Annotated in this window: 13 protein-coding genes; 2 read left to right on the forward strand and 11 right to left on the reverse strand. The window is 70.3% G+C overall.

What is annotated here, in order from left to right; all coding sequences use genetic code 11:
• Positions 1–5 precede the first annotated feature (5 nt).
• From ACTHJF_RS01130 to ACTHJF_RS01150, 5 genes are all read right to left on the reverse strand, one after another.
• Positions 6–863 (reverse strand): methyltransferase domain-containing protein, encoded by an 858-nt coding sequence (locus tag ACTHJF_RS01130; protein ID WP_440265436.1) that lies wholly within the window; start codon positions 861–863, stop codon positions 6–8.
• A gap of 37 nt (positions 864–900) precedes the next feature.
• Positions 901–1599, reverse strand: coding sequence for a tRNA (adenosine(37)-N6)-threonylcarbamoyltransferase complex dimerization subunit type 1 TsaB (gene tsaB, locus ACTHJF_RS01135; protein WP_440265437.1), 699 nt, complete (start codon positions 1597–1599; stop codon positions 901–903).
• Positions 1600–1733: 134 nt separating this feature from the next.
• Positions 1734–3155 (reverse strand): sugar porter family MFS transporter, encoded by a 1422-nt coding sequence (locus ACTHJF_RS01140; protein ID WP_440265438.1) that lies wholly within the window; start codon positions 3153–3155, stop codon positions 1734–1736.
• Positions 3156–3299: 144 nt separating this feature from the next.
• On the reverse strand, positions 3300–3671 hold the full coding sequence (locus tag ACTHJF_RS01145) for a VOC family protein (RefSeq protein ID WP_440265439.1): 372 nt from the start codon (positions 3669–3671) through the stop codon (positions 3300–3302).
• A gap of 291 nt (positions 3672–3962) precedes the next feature.
• Positions 3963–5927: an ATP-dependent DNA helicase gene (locus tag ACTHJF_RS01150; protein WP_440265440.1), complete on the reverse strand. Its 1965-nt coding sequence runs from the start codon at positions 5925–5927 to the stop codon at positions 3963–3965.
• A 118-nt stretch (positions 5928–6045) separates the two neighbouring features.
• Between ACTHJF_RS01150 and ACTHJF_RS01155 the strand changes: the two genes are divergently transcribed.
• Both ACTHJF_RS01155 and ACTHJF_RS01160 read left to right on the forward strand, forming a co-directional pair.
• Positions 6046–6282, forward strand: a complete 237-nt coding sequence (locus ACTHJF_RS01155) for a hypothetical protein (protein ID WP_440265441.1) — start codon at positions 6046–6048, stop codon at positions 6280–6282.
• Positions 6275–6871, forward strand: a complete 597-nt coding sequence (locus ACTHJF_RS01160; protein ID WP_440265442.1) for a DUF4166 domain-containing protein — start codon at positions 6275–6277, stop codon at positions 6869–6871. The genes ACTHJF_RS01155 and ACTHJF_RS01160 overlap by 8 nt, the downstream gene beginning before the upstream one ends.
• Here ACTHJF_RS01160 and ACTHJF_RS01165 read toward each other — a convergent pair.
• The 6 genes from ACTHJF_RS01165 to ACTHJF_RS01190 form a co-directional block, all read right to left on the reverse strand.
• Positions 6865–7392, reverse strand: a complete 528-nt coding sequence (locus tag ACTHJF_RS01165; RefSeq protein WP_440265443.1) for a tetratricopeptide repeat protein — start codon at positions 7390–7392, stop codon at positions 6865–6867. The two genes, ACTHJF_RS01160 and ACTHJF_RS01165, sit on opposite strands and share 7 nt — an antisense overlap.
• A 5-nt stretch (positions 7393–7397) precedes the next feature.
• Positions 7398–9722 carry a penicillin-binding protein 1B gene (mrcB, locus tag ACTHJF_RS01170; RefSeq protein ID WP_440265444.1) on the reverse strand — a complete coding sequence of 775 codons (2325 nt, stop codon included), beginning with the start codon at positions 9720–9722 and terminating at the stop codon, positions 7398–7400.
• A gap of 120 nt (positions 9723–9842) precedes the next feature.
• Positions 9843–10688, reverse strand: a complete 846-nt coding sequence (locus ACTHJF_RS01175) for an SDR family oxidoreductase (RefSeq protein WP_440265445.1) — start codon at positions 10686–10688, stop codon at positions 9843–9845.
• A 4-nt stretch (positions 10689–10692) separates the two neighbouring features.
• On the reverse strand, positions 10693–12438 hold the full coding sequence (locus tag ACTHJF_RS01180; protein ID WP_440265446.1) for a tetratricopeptide repeat protein: 1746 nt from the start codon (positions 12436–12438) through the stop codon (positions 10693–10695).
• A 91-nt stretch (positions 12439–12529) separates the two neighbouring features.
• Positions 12530–14665, reverse strand: a complete 2136-nt coding sequence (locus ACTHJF_RS01185; RefSeq protein ID WP_440265447.1) for a RelA/SpoT family protein — start codon at positions 14663–14665, stop codon at positions 12530–12532.
• A gap of 127 nt (positions 14666–14792) precedes the next feature.
• Positions 14793–17019 (reverse strand): DUF3418 domain-containing protein (locus ACTHJF_RS01190; RefSeq protein ID WP_440265448.1); only part of this gene is annotated, 2227 nt, incomplete at its 5' end.

The raw sequence follows: 17019 nt of genomic DNA on the forward strand, positions 1-17019 counted from the left end.
GCGCGTCAACGGCTGTGAAAGATCGCGGGCCGGTCCAGCCGGCTCGCATCCAGCGCTCGCAGCCACGATTCGCGCGCAACGCTTTGCGTACATGGGCCAAGCGTGCAGACGCGGATCGGTCGGCGGCGGGCCTCAAGCTGCAGCCGATCCAGCACGGCACGCAGCAGATCGCCGCCGAACGGTGTGTAGAGATAGAACACGGTGCCAGTGGACAGACTGGCCTCGCGCGCATCGCCCTGCTCGAAATGCGCACGCGCCAGACCAAGCTCCCGCGCGCACTGACGCGCCGCTGCCACGTACGCCCCCTGCCATTCGACGCCGATGCTGCGCGCCGACGTAGCGATTGCCACCAGCAGCGGCACGTGGCCGAGCCCCGAACCCAGGTCGATCAGCACATCGCCCTCGCCCAGCGCCAGCCGGGCCAGCATGTGGAGGATGTGCCGCGCCGGCGAGGGCTGGTAGAACACCATGCCCTCGTCCAGCGGCAGCAGCGGCTCGGTCGTTTCGCCGATTGCCAGCACGCCGCTGATCAGGTTGTCGAGATGGTCGTAGCGGTCGCTGGAATCGTCCTCGTCCGCACCGGAAGCCGCGGCCGCGGCCCAGGGGCGTAGCGCCAGCGCGCCGTCGCCGAGCTGGATCGCCTGGCGGATCTGCGCACAAAGCGCATCGTCCACCGCCTGCAGTTCGGCGGCCAGGGCCTCGATGCGCTGGCGCAGTCGGGCCTCGTCGGGAGTGGCGGACACGCCGAGGGCGAGGCAGGTGTCGAGCCAGTCCAGCGCGTCGCTTCGTTCGCGCAGCCGCGCGGGCTCGCGCAGCGACACATCGTGTTCGAGGAAGTCGAGCCGGACGGACGGTGCGGTCATCGCGGCTCGGTACAGCCGCACGCCCGGCCGGTCGTGCTCATCGGCGCCCCTGCTCGGCCAGCGTCAACGCCACCTTGTCGCGCAGGTACACCGGCAGCGCCAGTTCGGGTGCCTGCGCATGCCCGGCGGCGCATTCGCGCACGGCAAGGCTCGCCACGTGCACGGCCTGCGGGAAGCGGTCACCCTGCGCCGATCGCACGGTGCGACCGGCCAGCCGCTCGCCCAGCACCTCGGCGTACGTCGCCCAGCCACTGCCCACCACGTGCCAGGCCTCGGCCGGCGGCAGCTGCAGTGATTCGGCGGCGGCCACGCGCTCTTCATCGAGCGCGATCAGGCCGCCGAGTCCGTCGCGGCGGTAGCAGGCCACGTAGAGCTCGCCCATGCGGGCGTCGATCACCGCGAGAATCGCCGCGTCGCTGTCGTCGTCAGGCGCCTCCAGCGCCAGCGCGGCAAGCGAGGAGACCGTCACCACCGGCACGTCCAACGCCAGCGCCATGCCCTGCGCCAGCGACACGCCCAGCCGCACGCCGGTGAAGGCGCCCGGCCCGCGGCCCACGGCGATCGCGTCCAGCGCGTGGCGGCCGATGCCGGCCTCGGCCAGCAGCGCATCGGCCATCGGCAGCACCAGTTCGGCGTGGCGGCGCGGCGCCAGCTCGCTGCGTGCGATCACCTCGTCGCCATGCACGAGGGCGACGGAGCACGATTCGGTGGCGGTTTCGATCGCAAGCAGGTTCATACGCGCATTCTCGCATCGGCGGAACGGGCATGACAGCGCGGTGGTATGGCGGCGCCCGGGCGATGCACCGCGGGCGCCATGGCGAGATCGGGCCGGACGCGGACGCGCCGGCCCCGATGCTCTCAGCGAGGGCCTCAGCCCTGCATGTCTTCCAGCTCCATGCCCTTGGTCTCACGCACGGCCGAGAGCACGAAGAACAGCGAGATCAGCGCGAACGCCGCATACAGGCCGTAGGCGAAGGTCAGGCCGATCTGCGCCAGCGCCGGGAAGGTGGAGCTGATCACGAAGTTGGCCAGCCACTGCGCCGAGGCCGCCACCGCCAGCGCGATCGCGCGGATGCGGTTGGGGAACATCTCGCCCAAGAGCACCCACACCATCGGACCCCAGCTCAGGCCGAAGAACACCACGTAGGCATTGGCCGCGACCAGCGCCACCGGGCCCACCGAGTGCGGCAGCACCAGGTCGGCACCCGTGCCGGTGGCCTGCGAGAAGCACCACGCCATCACGCCCAGGGTAATCGCCATGCCGGCCGAGCCGATCACCAGCAACGGCTTGCGGCCGATCTTGTCGACCAGCGCTATCGCCACCAGGGTCACCAGCACGTTCACCACCGAGGTGGCCACGGTGATGGTGAAGGAGTCGGCCTCGCTGAAGCCCACCGAATGCCACAGCGTGGACGAGTAGTAGAAGATCACGTTGATGCCCACGAACTGCTGGAACACCGAAAGCAGGATGCCCACCCACACCACCGGCAGCAGTCCGGCGGCGGAGCCGCGCAGGTCGCGCAGGCGCGGGCGGTATTCCATCTTCAGGCTGTGCGCGATGTCGTCCACCTTCTTGTCCAGCGCGCTGTCGCTGCGCATGCCGAGCACCTGGCGCAGCACGTTCTTGGCATCGGCCAGCTTGCCCTTGGCCACCAGATGGCGCGGCGATTCCGGCACGCCGAGCACCAGGCCGCCGTAGATCAGCGCGGGGATCACCGCGATCAGGAACATCCAGCGCCACGCCGCCAGCCCTAACGCCAGCGTGTTGGCCGCGCCGCCGGCGGTGCCGGCCAGCCACGCATCGCTGAGCAATGCCACGAAGATGCCCAGCACGATCGCCAGCTGCTGCATCGAGCCGAGTCGGCCGCGCACGGCCGCCGGCGAGACTTCGGCGATGTAAGTTGGCGCGATCACCGAGGCCACACCGACGCCGAGGCCACCCACCACGCGCCATAGGATCAGGTCCCACACGCCGAAGGCGAGGCCCGAGCCGAGCGCGCTGATGGCCAGCAGCAACGCCGCCACCTGCATCGTCCGCACGCGACCGAAGCGGTCGGCCAGCGAACCGGCGTACCAGGCACCGGCGGCCGAACCGAGCAGTGCACACGAAACGGTGATGCCGATCTCCCCTGCGTTCAGACCGAACGCGCCGCGGATCGCATCCACTGCACCGTTGATCACCGCCGTATCGAAACCGAACAGGAAGCCGCCCAGTGCGGCCGCCGCCGCGATCACCACCACACGCAAGGTGGCGTGCTGTTCGGCGTCCGCCGAGCTCTCAGTGATTGCCATCGTGTGTTCCACCCCTGATGTTGAAGTCCTGCCGATTCTGCGACGCCACCGGCGCCGGCTCGACCTGAATACGTATGTACCTTGCACCGCACCAAGTGCGGACGCGACCGCCCGCAAGGAGGCCGCCGCGTGCAACGCCTGAGCTTACCCCGGTGGCTGCCACAACTCGACGCGATGGCCTTCCGGATCGCGAATCCAGCCGAAGCGGCCGTACTCACCGTCCTCGCGCTGCTCGTCTACCCAGACCCCGGCCGCGCGCAGCTGGGCCAGCAGCTCATCGAGATCGTCCACTCGGAAGTTGAGCATGAACGGCTGTGCCGGATCGCCGAAATAACCCGTGTCCTGCGCGAACGGCGTCCACAAGGTAAAGCCCGGTCGCGCCGCATCCTCCTCGAAGCGCACCCCGCCGTAGGAGGAATCCACCACCAGCCCGAGATGCGTGGCGTACCACTGCGCCAGCGCCTTAGGGTCGCGCGCTCGGAAAAACACCCCACCCAAACCAGTGACCTTGGCCATATGCCTCCCTCCCCGTTGGAAGCCCGGATGATAGCCAAGCGGCGCGCGAGCGCGCAGGAGCACAAGAACGCTAGCCGGGCGGTCGGTGGCTGGCAGCAGCACGTCGCGATGGCACCTCAGGCGCCGATGTCATTCGCGCCCGGTCTCTGCCACGGCACCCAGGACAGTCGCCACTTGCTCGGCGTCATTCCCGCGAACGCGGGAATCCATTTGGCCTCATCGCAAAAAGCATGGCGGAGGACCGGTGTCGCCGTGGATAAGCGCTTCCCGCGTTTGTGGGAATGACGGCGCCTATCCATCCTTGCCCACCGCAGGCGCCGCGAAGAACGCACGCACGTCGCCCAGCTCCCGCGTGCGTGGCATCGGCGGCAGGCTGGCCAGGAACAGCTTGCCGTAGCCCTTGCTCACCAATCGCGGGTCGCACAGCACCAGCACGCCGCGATCGTGCACGTCGCGGATCAGGCGGCCCGCGCCCTGCTTCAGCGCGATCGCCGCGCTGGGCACCTGCCAGGCCATGAAGGGATTGATGCCGGCCTGCTCCAACGCTTCCAGCCGGGCCTGCAGCACGGGATCGTCGGGCGCGGCGAACGGCAGCTTATCGATCACCACCACGCTCAGCGCCTCGCCGGCCACATCCACGCCTTCCCAGAAACTCGCCGCGCCCAGCAGCACGCCGTGGCCGCTGGCGCGGAACTCCTCCAGCAGCCGGTGCCGCGGCGCCTCGCCCTGCACGAACAGCGGCCAGGGCACGCGCGTACGCAGCAGCTCGGCGGCGCGGCGCAGCGCGCGGTGCGAGGTGAACAGCAGAAACGCGCGGCCGTCGGAGGCCTCGAGCACCGGCAGCACCGCTTCGATCACCTTGTCGGTGTAGCCGCGCGCCGCCGGATCGGGCAGTCCCGGTGGCAGATAGCACAGCGCCTGGCGCGCATAGTCGAACGGGCTCTCCAGGCTCAACGTCTGCGGATCCTCCAGCCCCAGCTGGCGCGCGAAGTGGCCGAACTCGCCGCCCACCGACAGCGTGGCCGAGGTGTGGATCCACGCCGCCTGGGTGCGCTCGCGCATCGTGCGCAGCGGCGCGGCCAGATCCAGCGGTGTGGCATGGATGGCGAAGCCACGCGGGAACAGTTCGTACCAGCGCACGTCGATACCGCGCGTCTCGCCAGCCTGCCCCTCGACGATGCGCTCCAGCCGCTCGCTCAAGGTCAGTGAGCGCTCGTACACGTTGGCAAAGCCGCGTGATCGCTCCGCCTGCGAGGCGAGTTGATCGGACAGCGCGGCGACCAGCTCGGCCACATCGTGCAATCCATCGCGCACGGCGGTGCGGCTGTCCAGTTCGGCAAACGGACCGCGCGAGGGCAGCGGTTCCATCGCCGCGCGCAGGTGCTTGAGCGCGTCCTGCAAGGCTTCGACCGGCTCCAGCAGCAGGCCAATCGCACCGGTGATGCCGCTGCATTCGGACAGCGCGTCCTGCGCCAGCTCCGACAGCTGACGCGCGCTCACGCTCTGCGAGAAAAACTGGCCGGCCAGCTCCGGCACTTGGTGCGCCTCGTCGAGGATGAAGGCCTGTGCGCCGGGCAGAATCTCGCCGAAGCCTTCCTGCTTGAGCGCGAGGTCGGCGAACAACAGATGGTGATTGACCACCACCACATCCGCCTCCTGCGCCTCGCGCCGCGCCTTCACCACGTGGCAGTCGTCGTAGAACGCGCACTCCACGCCCAGGCAGTTCTCCGGTGTGGAGGTGACGCGCGGCCACAGCGGCGATTCCTCCGGCACCTCGGCCAGCTCCATGCGATCGCCGTGGCGGGTGCGCGCCGACCAGGTGCGGATCGCCGCCAACTGGTGCGCCTGCGCCGGGGCGAGGCTGCCGCCGTCGCGCACGGTCTGGTCCAGCCGGTACAGGCACAGGTAGTTGGCGCGTCCTTTCAGCAGGGCCGTCTTCAGCCGGCTGCCGAGCACCGAGCGCACCCGCGGCAGGTCGCGGAAGAACAACTGGTCCTGCAGCGCCTTGGTGCCGGTGGAGACGATCACCCGCGCGCCGGACAGCAGCGCCGGCACGAGATAGGCGTAGGTCTTGCCGGTGCCGGTGCCGGCCTCGGCAATCAGCGTCTCGCGCTCGGCAATGGCATGCGCCACCGCCCGCGCCATGTCCTGCTGCGCAGCGCGCGGGGCGAAGTTAGGTAGCTCGCGGGCAAATGGGCCGTCGGCGCCGAGCAGCGCGCCGACGTCGTCGGGCGCGGCGTCATCGGGATGCATCATCCAGCAAGTATGGCGGAGGGTCGCGGAGGCGGCGAGCGCATCGCGACGACCTGCCGTGTTGCTTGCGCATCGCTTGTCGGTACGCTGCGCCCTGGTGTCGTCACTGCAGGGATCGCCGATGTTGGAAGCCGCGTGGGATGGACTGCTGCATCTGGGCCGATGGCTGCTCATCTATCTACTGTGGGAGCGCACGCTGTTTCACCTCGGCTACATCACGCTGTGGCTGCTGACGCTCGGTCGCTGGCACAGCTACCGCAAGGCCGGGCAGCGCAGCGACTGGATCAGCGCCGCCGGACTGCTGCCGCTGCTCGCGCTGTGGGTCGCGCTGGCGATGTGGAACAACCGGCATGGTTGAGGCAGCGACGATGCACCCGGAAGGCCCTGGCTCCGACGATACCGCCGTCAGCCGCTGGTTCGGGCCGGCGTTCGCGCACCTGCACCCCCAACTGCAGGCCCTGCATCGCCGCGGTGGCACGCTGCGAGGACCGCTCGCGATCCGCTTCGGCTGCGGTCTCGCCGGCGTCGTCGGCCGGCGCCTGGCGCGAAAACTCGGCATCCCAGCCGACGGGGCCGACCATCGGCTGCATGTCGCCATCCAGCATGCCGATGACCTGCTGCACTGGGATCGCCGTTTCGATGACGGCGCACGCTTCGTCTCCATCTTCCGCCCGTACGGCCATTGGCCGGACGGTGGCTGGATCGAGGAGACCGGCGTCATCGCATTGCGCTTGCAGGTCGACGTGGTCGACGGCGGCTGGCAGTGGCGCTGCGTCGGCGCGCGCCTCGGGCGCTGGCCGATGCCGCTGTGGCTGCTGCCACGCACGCGTGCGGGCAAGCGCATCGAGGCGGGCGACTATCGGTTCGACGTGAGCATCGCCCTGCCGCTGCTGGGCGAAGTGCTGGGCTACGGCGGCCTGCTGCGCGCCGCCGGTGGCGATCAGTAGCGGTTGATGCCCGCCTTGTGGCAGGTCTGTACCCACTTGCGCGCGCTGGCGGCGCCGGCGCTGTCGTCGGCCTGCAGGCGCATTTCCACCACGGTCTGCCAGTTGCGCGCGCACAGCGGCCCCAGCTTCGGGCCGAGCGACCACGACTGGTGCGCCAGCTTTTCGGCCAGCGGGAAATCGCGCATGCGCACGGCGATCTCGGCGCGGTCCTGCAGCAGGTCGGGCGACTCGGGACTGAGCTTGAGCGCCTGGTCGAGCTTGGCGGCTGCATCCGGATAGCGGCCGGCACGCTCGTCCGCTTGGGCGCCGTCCTGCAAGGCGGTGACGGCCGGATCACGCAGCGGGCTCACGTCGATGATCGACTTCTCGCGATCGCCGGCGGCGCGGATCGCCGCCACCAGGTCGTAGTTCGGGCGCGCCGGACGTGCAGCCGGCGGCGGCGGCGGGGCGAACAGGGCACAACCGCCCAGCAGCGTTGCGGCGGCGGGCAACAGGAGACGCAAGGAACGAGGCAAGGGCATGGCGATTACTGCGCGGGCAAGGGGTTGGGCGGCTGCGGATTGTCGTGGCTGCCGCCGAAGAAATCACCCACTCGCTGCCAGAAGCAACCTTCGGTATCCGGCGGCAGGCTGCCGGCCACCACCGCCAACTGGCGCGCACCCTCGCACTGCGGCTCGGTGCGCTTGCCGTCGGAGGGGTTCATCCACGCCAGCTCGAGGCCGGGGCCGGGATCGGCCGACAGCGGACGGGTGGGGAGCTTGGCGAACAGGTCACGCCATTCGCGCAGCGCGCCGGTGGCACCGAACAGGCCGGTGGGCTTGTTGTCGTCGCGGCCCATCCAGAACACCGCCAGGTGCTGGCCGGTGAAGCCGGCGAACCAGCTGTCGCGCATGTCGTTGCTGGTGCCGGTCTTGCCGGCGGCATGGAGCCAGGCCAGGCCCGAGTCACCGATCGAATGCGCGGTGCCGAACAGCGCCACCTGCTGCATCGCCCAGGTGGTGAGGCGCACCGCGTTCTGGTACTCGCCCGGACCCTCCTGCACCTCGTAGCGCTTGATCGTGCGGCCGCTGCCATCGAGCACGCCGCGCACCGCCAGCAGCGGCAGGGCGTGACCGTCGGAGGCGAGGTACTGGTAGAGCTGGGCCAGTTGCAGCGGCGCCATGTCCTGCGCACCGATAAGCAGCGAGGGGCTCGGATTGATGTCGTTGAACCCGAACGATTCGAGGAACGCCTTGATCCGCGGCAGCCCCACCTCCAGCCCCAGGTGGATGGTGGCGAGGTTCCACGAGTGCGCCAGCGCATCGACCATCGGCAGCATGCCGTGGGTCTGGTTGTCGTCGTTGTGCGGCTCCCACATCGTGCCGTCGGGCTGGCGCATGCTGATCGGACCATCGTCCAGCAGCGTGCCGAGGTTCCAGCGGGACGGATCGGTAAGCGCCACCAGGTAGACGAACGGCTTGATCGTAGAGCCGACCGGGCGCTGGGCATCCATCGCGCGGTTGAAGCCGGTATCGCCAGGCAGCTTGGAGCCGATCACCGCCAGCACACTGCCGGAGTGCGCATCGGTGACCACGCCGGCCGACTGCACCACCTCGCCGCGCTTGCCCAGCGATTTCACGGTGCTGGTCACCGCCTGCTCGGCGTAGAGCTGGGCGGCCGGGTCGAGCGTGGTGAAGATCGACAGGTTGCCAGCGCGCAGCGTGTCGTCGTCGAAGTCGGCAGTGATCTGGCTGCGCACCAGGTCCATGAAGGCCGGGAAGCGGTTGTGCGGGAGTTGCGCGTTGTCGGCGATGCCCAGCGGCGCGGCCTGTGCCGCATTGGCCTGCGCCGCATTGATCAGCCCGGTCTGCAGGAACTGTTGCAGTACCAGGTTGCGCCGCTGCAACGCGTGCTCAGGATAGCGGCGCGGGTCGTAGTAGCTCGGCCCTTTCACCATGCCCACCAGCAGGGCGATTTCCTGCGGACGCAGATCTTCCAGACGACGCCCGAAATAGAACTCCGCCGCCGCGGCAAACCCGTGCACCGCCTGGCTGCCCTGCTGACCGAGGAACACCTCGTTGACGTAGGCCTGCAGGATGCGCTCCTTCGAGTAGTGCGCCTCGATCAGCAGCGAGAGGATCGCCTCGTTGAACTTGCGGGTGAAGTTCTGGTTGCGGTCCAGGAACAGGTTGCGCACCAGCTGCTGGGTCAGCGTCGAGCCGCCCTGCACGGTGTGGCCGGCGCGCAGGTTGGCGAACGCGGCGCGGGCGATGGCGCTGAAATCCAGCCCGATGTGGTGCTTGAAGTCGCGATCTTCCACCGCCTGCAGCCCGCTGACCAGCAGCGGGGGCACGTCGGCCAGGCGCACGATGCGCCGTTCCTCCTGCTGCGCGCCATACACGGTGGCGATGCGCGCGGGATCGAGATGGGTGAGCTTGATCGGCTTGCCGCTGTCGGCATCCACCAGCGCACTCACCTGGCCCCGCCCGAGCGTGACGCGGATGCGCTTGGGCAGCTCGCCGCCATCCGGCCCGGCATAGCCGCGCGAGGCGATCGTGTAGCGCGTGCCCTGCTTGGCCCAGCGGCCAGCCACCTCGCCCTTGCCGTCGTTGCTGTAGCCGGCAAAGGTCAGCTCCAGCTCAAGCGCCGCAGGGGTCATCGCCACGCCCGGCGCCAGCTCCAGCGGCCGCGCATAGACGCGCGTGGGGACGGCGAACACCAGGTCGTTGAAGCGGTCCTGCACACGCTTGTTGAGGATCAGCGTGTACGGCAGCAGGAACCCGAAGAACAGGCCCATGGCGATCCAGAACGGGATGCGTACCCACGGCCACGCGCTGCGGACGAACGATTGGAGACGGGTCAGAAAGGCCAACGCGTGGAGTTCCCGGTCAAGGCGAACATCGATGATAGGCCCTGCCGCCCGGCGCGAATATGAATGCCAGCCGGGTTTCGCGGGCAGAACGCGGGCAGCGCCGGGCGCGGTCGCGGGCGATCAGCGCGCGTCCAGGCCCCAACAGAGCGCATCGGGCAGGAACGCGCGCGGCCGCACACCGAGCAGGCGGGTGAGCTCGGTGTTGTCGGCGATGAGATCCTCTTCCAGCCGGGTCAGCGGCCCCCGCAACCTGGGAACCAGACGCGGCGCCAGCCGCAGCAGTGGCCGCGGGATCGGCAGCGGCAGCGTGGCGACCGGCAGGCTCGCGCGCACCCGACCGAACATCGCCGCGGCACTCAGCCGCTCACCGCCGCCGATCGGCAGCACGTGACCGCTGGGCGCATCCACGCGCAGCGCCGCCACGCAGGCCTGGGCGATGTCGTCGGCATGCACCGGCTGGCGCTGGCCGCGACCGGCCGGCAGCGGAAACACGCGCAGGCGCGCCGCGCGGTGCGCGATCGGCGTGAGGCTGCGATCGCGCCCGGCGCCGTAGATGAGGGTGGGCCTCAGCACGTTCCAGCGCAGGCCGCGTCGCGCGCACGCCCCGGCCAGTGCCGCCTCGCCCTCGCGCAGGCTTTGCGACAGGGCGCGTTCGGCCGGCACCCGGGAATCACGCTTGGTCTGCGCACTCATCGAACTGGTGGCGACGATGCGCGGGGCGCCGTCCAGAGGAGCCGCTTCCAGCCAGCGCGCAAACGGCAGCAACGGGCCGCAACTGACGATGCCGGCCAGTGCGGGCAGCGATGCCGGCATCGCATCGGGCAACTGCCCGACGATCCAGCGCAGCTGCGCGCCGCTCGCATGCCCCTGCCGGCTGATCGCCAGCGCGTCATGCCCGGCCGCCTGCAGCCGGGGCAGCAGGAAATGACCGATCTGGCTGCTCGCCCCCAGGACCAGTACGGTCACGCGCTCACGGTTCCGAGTTCAGGCGCGCGGTGAGCTCCGGCAGGCGCGGATGCTGCGGCGCCAGCTTGCGCACGCGCTCGAGCGACTGCGCCGCGCCCTGGCGGTCGCCGGTGTCCAGCTGCTGCTCGGCACGATCGAGCCAGGCGGTGGCGAGGCGATTGCGCAGCTGATCCTGGCTGGGATCGCCGGGCGCAAGATCGCCCAGATTGCCGAGCATGTCACCGGCGGTGGCGAGTCGGCCATCCTCCAGCGCACGGTTGAACAGCTGCACCACCACGGCCGGAAGGTTCTGCAGGCCGTCGCGCGCGGCCGTGTTGTTGCCATCGATGGCGAGCGCGCCGCGGTACAGGTCGTACGCGCTCGCGCCGGGCGGCAGCATGATGTCCCCGCGCTGCGCAGCGGCTTTTGCCTGGCTCACCAGGTCGGCCACCTTGGCCTGCTGCTCGGGCGAGAGCATCGCCGGCAGCAGGCTGGCGTCCTGGTTCGGCGTCGCGGTGTCCGGGGCTCCGGAGACGGCGTCGGCGCTGCCCGCAGAAGGCGCGGCCAGCGGCTTGCCTTCCTGGCGCAGGCGCGCGCGCGCCGCCGCGAGGTCGGCCGACTTCGGCGCCAGCGCGTCGGCCTGGTCGAGCAGGCTGCGAGCCTGGTCCATGTCGCCGCTGTCGATCAGCGCGTTGGCCTGCACGGTGAGCGCCTGCACCACCTTGCCCAGGCCGGCGCGCGCGTCGGGATTCTGCGGGTCGAGCGCGAGCGCCTTCTGGAACAGCGCCAGCGCGGTGTCGTCGCCACTGCCGTTGATGCGGCCGGCGCGCAGCGCGTCCATGCCCTGGCTCACCGCCTGGTTCACCGCGTCGTCGTGGGCGCGCTGCACCTGCGCCTGCTGCGCGCGCAGCGACGGCAGGTCACCGTAGCGCGGCAGCAGCGAGGCGAGCTTGTCGATGGTGCTGGAGGCGGTCACCGCGTCGCCGGCATCGAGCGCCTTGCGTGCCTGGTCGGCGTAGGCACCGCCCACTTGGTCCAGCCCGTGCGCGGCCACCGCATTGCCCGGATCGGCTGCCAGCACCTTGGCGAACAGCGCGGCGGCGCCGTCGTCGCCGTCCAGCTTGCCGGCGGCGAACGCCTGGCGGGCGCGATCGACCAGATCGTCGGCATGTACACCATTGGCGCGCGCCTGGGCGATGCGCCGATCGAGCTGATCCACCTCGTCGCCACCGCCGAGCAATTCGCGCGCCGCCGCGGCGGAACGCGTGGCCTCGTCGAGTTGACCGGCCGCGAGCTGCTTCTGCGCCTGGGCCAGCTCGGCCTGGCCCACGCTGCGCAGGCCGGCCAGGGCGCGGTCGTTGTCCGGCTCCAGTGCGCGCGCGGCCTGGAACAGCTCGCGCGCACTGGTGCCGTCAGTGCCGTCGAGATGGCCGGCATCGAGCGCGGCCGTGGCGCGCGAGAGCACGTCGTTGAAGCTGGTGCGCGGCACCAGGCCGCGCAGGGAATCCTGGTTCAGCCACAGCACGGTGATCGCGCCCACCAGCAGCAGCAACGCCAGCGGCACCAGCCAGCCGCGGCGGCGCGGCGGCTCCGGCGACGGCGAACGGGAAGCGGGCGGCGCGACGCGGCGCGGTGGCGGATCGAGCGTGACCCGCGGCAGGTCGTCGGCCGCCGCCGGCGCGCGCGCGGCCGGGCGATCGAGGTCGTCGAGGTTGCCCAGCGTGGGCTCGGTGCGCCCTTGCGGGCCGCGCGGGTCGTTGCGTCCGCTCATGATCTGCCGCTGTGGATGAAACCGCCGAAGCTTAGCATCGCGGGGCCGCCCAACAGCCCCGGCGCGCGCCCCCGTTCAACTGCCAGCCGGCTCAGCGGCCGCCCACGCGCCGGGCATCGACCACGTTGGGCAGCGCCACCAGCTTGGCCAGCAGATGCGAGAGCTGCTCGTAGTCGCGCACGCGCAGCGTGAAGCGCATCTCCACCTCGCCGGTGCGCACGAACATGCGGCTGGACGAGGCGATGATCGGAATGTTGGCGTTGCTGATTACCGCCGTGACGTCCTTCTGCAGCCCCTTGCGGTCATAACCGTGCAGTTCGATATCCACCTGGTAGGCCTGGGCCGCCACGCGGCCCCAGCTGACGTCGATCACCCGGTCCGGATCGCGCCGCGCCAGGCGCGCCAGCGCCGCGCAATCCGCCCGATGCACCGACACGCCGCGCCCGCGCGTCACGAAACCGCGCACCGGATCGCCCGGCAGCGGCTGACAGCAGCGCGCCAGCACGGTCAGCAGGTTGCCCACGCCTTCGATGCTCAGCGCGCTCTGGTCGATCGCCGGTGGGCGTGACGCCGGTAGTGCGGGCGCCGTCTCCGGCGGTGCCGGCGGCTGCGCGGCTTCCTGCAGCAGGCGCGAAATCTGCCCCGGGTTCACCTCGCCCAGCGCCAGCGCGATCAGCAGCTCGTCGTGCGTCTTCAGGTGGAACTGCGCGGGCATGCCGGTGAGGTCGGCATTGGGCATCGCCAGCCGCTTGAGCTCGCGCTCCAGCATGGCGCGACCGGCGGCGAGGTTGGCGTCGTGCGCGATGCGGCGGAACCAGGCCCGCACCTTCTCCCGCGCCCGCGCCGTGTTGAGGTAGCCGTGATGGGCCGAGAGCCAGTCGCGGCTGGGCTCACCGACCTTGGTGGTGAGGATCTCCACCCGATCGCCGCTGTGCGGCTGGTAGGTCAGCGGCACGATGCGCCCGTTTACCTTGGCGCCGCGGCAGCGATGCCCGACCTCGGTGTGCACGTGATACGCGAAGTCCAGCACGGTGGCACCGTGCGGCAGGTCGAACACCTCGCCGCGCGGCGTCAGCAGGTAGACGCGATCTTCCAGCAGCTCCGTCTGCAGCTCGGCCGCCAGCTCGCCCTCGCCATCGGCGCGCGGTTCGAGCAGCTTGCGCATCCAGGCGACCTTGGACTCGAACTCCGCATCCGCGCTGCCGCCCTCCTTGTAGCGCCAGTGCGCGGCCACACCCAGCTCGTTGGCGCGGTGCATGTCGTGGGTGCGGATCTGCACTTCCAGCGTCTTGCCGTGCGGGCCGATCACCGCGGTGTGCAGCGAGCGGTAGCCGTTCGCCTTGGGGCGCGCCACGTAGTCGTCGAACTCGCCGGGCAGGTAGGGCCACAGCGCGTGTACCACGCCCAGCGCGGCGTAGCAGTCGGCCACGCTATCGACCAGGATGCGCACGGCGCGGATGTCGTACAGGTCGGAAAAGGCCAGCGCCTTGCGCTGCATCTTTTTCCAGATCGAATAGATGTGCTTCGGCCGCCCGGCGAGGTCGGCGCGGATGCCGGCGGCCGTCAGCGCCTTGTCCAGTTCCGCCAGCGACTGGCGAATGAAGCTCTCGCGGTCCTCGCGGCGCTCGTCGAGCAGCTTGGCGATGCGGCGGTAGGTATCCGGCTCCAGATAGCGGAACGCCAGATCCTCCAGCTCCCACTTCAGCTGCCAGATGCCCAGGCGGTTGGCCAGCGGGGCGTGGATGTCGCGCGTCAGTCGCGCCAGCTCGGTGCGCGCGGACTCGCTCAGTGCCAAGGCCGTGCGCATGCGCGCCAGCTGCCGCGCCAGCAGCACGAACACCACGCGCAGGTCACGGATGATCGCCAGCAGGAGCCGGCGCAGGCCTTCGGAACTGGCAGCGCCGCTGCGCTGCGCATGCAGCGCCCACACTTTCTCGGCCGCTTGCTGCCCTTCTACCAGCCGTCGCAGCTCCGGCGCCAGCGCGGCCGCCTGCACCTCGTAGGCAGCGGGCGCCGCCTGCGCCAGGGCGAACCACAGCGCAGCGGCCTGGGTCTGCGCATCGCAACCAAGCATCACCAGCAGGTCCAGCAAATCGGCGCATTCGCCCTGCTCCACCGGAGCCGCGGCGCAGGCATCCAGCGCGCTCACCAACACCGCCGGCAGCGCGGCGCGGCGCGCCAGCCAGGGTGCGAGCGAAGGCGTGTTGCCGTGGGTGATGGGGATCATCGCGGTGCCAGCAGTACCAGTCGCTCATTCTAAGCGAGCGCGGCAACGGTGCGGCCGCCGCGGGCTCATCGCGGTTGGGCTGGCGGCAGGCTTCGCGCCGACGGAAAACGCATCGCAAGCTGTCCGCTCAGACCGCCTCGATGGCCTCCAGCGCCCGCGCCAGCCGCTTGGCCGACACCGGCTCGGCGGTCTTGAGCTCCTGCGCGAACAGCGACACGCGCCACTCCTCGATCAGCCAGCGCAGTTCCTCCAGGCCATCGCGGCCTTCGGCCCGGTGGTTGAGGTAAGCACGCCAGTACGGCAGCACCTGCAGCATGCGCTGCTGATCCTTGGCCGGATCCTGTCGCAATCGCTCGGCGCGCAGCCGCATGGCCTTGAGGTAGCGCGGCAGGTGCGCGAGGCGTGCAGTCGACAGCTCGCGCGCGAAGCCGGTCGCGAGCAGGGCGTCGAGTTGCTCGTGCAGGTCGTAGTAGCTGGCCCGCGCGAAGCCCATCAGCGGCGGCTGCAGCCAGGGCTTCAAATCCGCCTGCGCCTCGATGATCGGTTCGGCCAGCTTCAATCGCTCGACCGCACTGACGAACAGTTCGCGCGCGGCCTGGGTGCGCAGCGCCTCGAACGCGCCCGCGGTGCGCACGTCCAGCTCATGGCGCTCGAGCAGATCGCCAAAGCCGCCCTCGACCAGGTCCTCGCGCAGGCTGTCGATGCTGCCCAACGGCGCGTACTTGAGCGACAGCGCGTTGGCGATCGGCAGCCGGCGGCGCGCCTGCTTCATGTCGGCGGCGAGCGCGTTGCGCAAGAGCCGGATCACGCCGGCGCAATGCGACTCACTGGCCTCGTCGCGGCGCTCGAACACGCGCAGCGCCACCGTCTCGCCCAGGTCCACCAGGGCCGGAAAGGCCAGTAGCCCACCGGCCGAGCGCACCTGCGCGGGGATCTCTTCGAAATCCCAGGCAGCCACATCTTCGCGGGTGAGCTCGACGTCGGTCTTGCGCGAGAACGCCTCGCGCGCCTGGCCTTCCCACTGCGCGCGCAAGGCGGCGAGATCGCGTGACGCGGCCAGCGTGCTGCCGCTGTCGTCGTGCAGGCGATAGCGCATGGAGAAGTGCGCCGGCAGCTCCACGGCGGCAAACTCCGCGGCGGTGACCTCGACGCCCGTCGCACGCTTGAGGAAGGCGGCCAGCGCCCTGGCCAGCGGCTCGTCGCGCGGCGCCTCGGCCTCGACGAAGGCGCGCGCGAAATCCGGCGCGGGCACGAAGTTGCGGCGCAGCGCCTTGGGCAGGCCGCGGATCAGCTCGGCCACCTTCTCGCCGAGCAGTCCGGGCACCAGCCATTCGCAGCGCGCGGTGGGCAGCGCGTTGAGCATCGCCAGCGGCAGGTGCAGGGTGACGCCGTCGGCCTCGTCGCCGGGTACGAAGCGGTATTCCAGTCGATAGCGCTGCGGGCCGATGTCCATGGCTGCCGGGAACGCCTTCGGGTCGAGTCCCGCACCGCCGACCATCACGTCGTCGATCGACCAGCGCAGCGCCGCCTGCTCGGCCGGGCGGGCCTTGCGATACCACGCCTCCAGTGCGCGGCTGCTGGCAATATCCTCCGGCAGCTTGCCCTCGAAGAAAGCGACCAGTTCATCCTCGTGGCGGATCAGGCCTTCGCGGCGCTGCTTGGCTTCGATGCCGCGCGCGTCCTCCAGCACGCGCTGGTTGGCGCGCAGAAAATCCACCTTCGCCTCGATGTCACCGCGCGCCAGTGCTTCGCGCAGGAAGATCTGGTGCGCCAGCGCGGGATCCTGCTGCTGGAACGTCACCGCGCGCCGCTCCACCAGGCTCAGCCCGAACAGGCTCACCTGCTCGTAGGCGACCACGCAGCCACGCTTTTTCGACCAATGCGGATCGCGGCAACTGGACTTCACCAGGTGCGCGGCCTGCTCCTCGATCCACTGCGGCTCGACGCGGGCGCACATCATGCCCCACACCTTGCCGCCGACATCGAGGATCTGCGCGGCGAACACCCAGTTCGGCGGCAGCTTGGCCAGCGCCGAGCCGGGGAACACCTGGAACTTGCGCTCGCGCGTGGAGCGGAATACGCCCTTCTCGTCCTTGCGGCCGACCTGGGTCGGCAGGCCGGCCAGCAGGCTGCGGTGGATGGACTCGAAGAGACGGGCGGCGTCCTTTTCATTCGAGCCGTCGCCTTCGCCTCCACTCCCCGCCAAGGAGATGAGTGAAATAGAGGATTTGGGCTCGGGACGATCGCTCCTCACGCGTCGGGAACCTGGCGCTTCGCTGCGCGAAGCGCGCCCCCTCACCCCGGCCCTCTCCCCCGGCTTCGCCAGGGGAGAGGGAGTCTTTCCGGCTTCGACA

The sequence above is a fragment of the Dyella sp. genome (assembly GCF_051962475.1).
Taxonomy (GTDB): Bacteria; Pseudomonadota; Gammaproteobacteria; order Xanthomonadales; family Rhodanobacteraceae; genus Dyella_A.

What these genes read in the sequence shown, in the direction of transcription:
- ACTHJF_RS01130 (WP_440265436.1), bottom strand. Translation starts at nt 863, where the DNA reads ATGACCGCACCGTCCGTCCGGCTCGACTTCCTCGAACACGATGTGTCG.
- tsaB (WP_440265437.1), bottom strand. Translation starts at nt 1,599, where the DNA reads ATGAACCTGCTTGCGATCGAAACCGCCACCGAATCGTGCTCCGTCGCC.
- ACTHJF_RS01140 (WP_440265438.1), bottom strand. Translation starts at nt 3,155, where the DNA reads ATGGCAATCACTGAGAGCTCGGCGGACGCCGAACAGCACGCCACCTTG.
- ACTHJF_RS01145 (WP_440265439.1), bottom strand. Translation starts at nt 3,671, where the DNA reads ATGGCCAAGGTCACTGGTTTGGGTGGGGTGTTTTTCCGAGCGCGCGAC.
- ACTHJF_RS01150 (WP_440265440.1), bottom strand. Translation starts at nt 5,927, where the DNA reads ATGATGCATCCCGATGACGCCGCGCCCGACGACGTCGGCGCGCTGCTC.
- ACTHJF_RS01155 (WP_440265441.1), top strand. Translation starts at nt 6,046, where the DNA reads ATGTTGGAAGCCGCGTGGGATGGACTGCTGCATCTGGGCCGATGGCTG.
- ACTHJF_RS01160 (WP_440265442.1), top strand. Translation starts at nt 6,275, where the DNA reads ATGGTTGAGGCAGCGACGATGCACCCGGAAGGCCCTGGCTCCGACGAT.
- ACTHJF_RS01165 (WP_440265443.1), bottom strand. Translation starts at nt 7,392, where the DNA reads ATGCCCTTGCCTCGTTCCTTGCGTCTCCTGTTGCCCGCCGCCGCAACG.
- ACTHJF_RS01180 (WP_440265446.1), bottom strand. Translation starts at nt 12,438, where the DNA reads ATGAGCGGACGCAACGACCCGCGCGGCCCGCAAGGGCGCACCGAGCCC.
- ACTHJF_RS01185 (WP_440265447.1), bottom strand. Translation starts at nt 14,665, where the DNA reads ATGATCCCCATCACCCACGGCAACACGCCTTCGCTCGCACCCTGGCTG.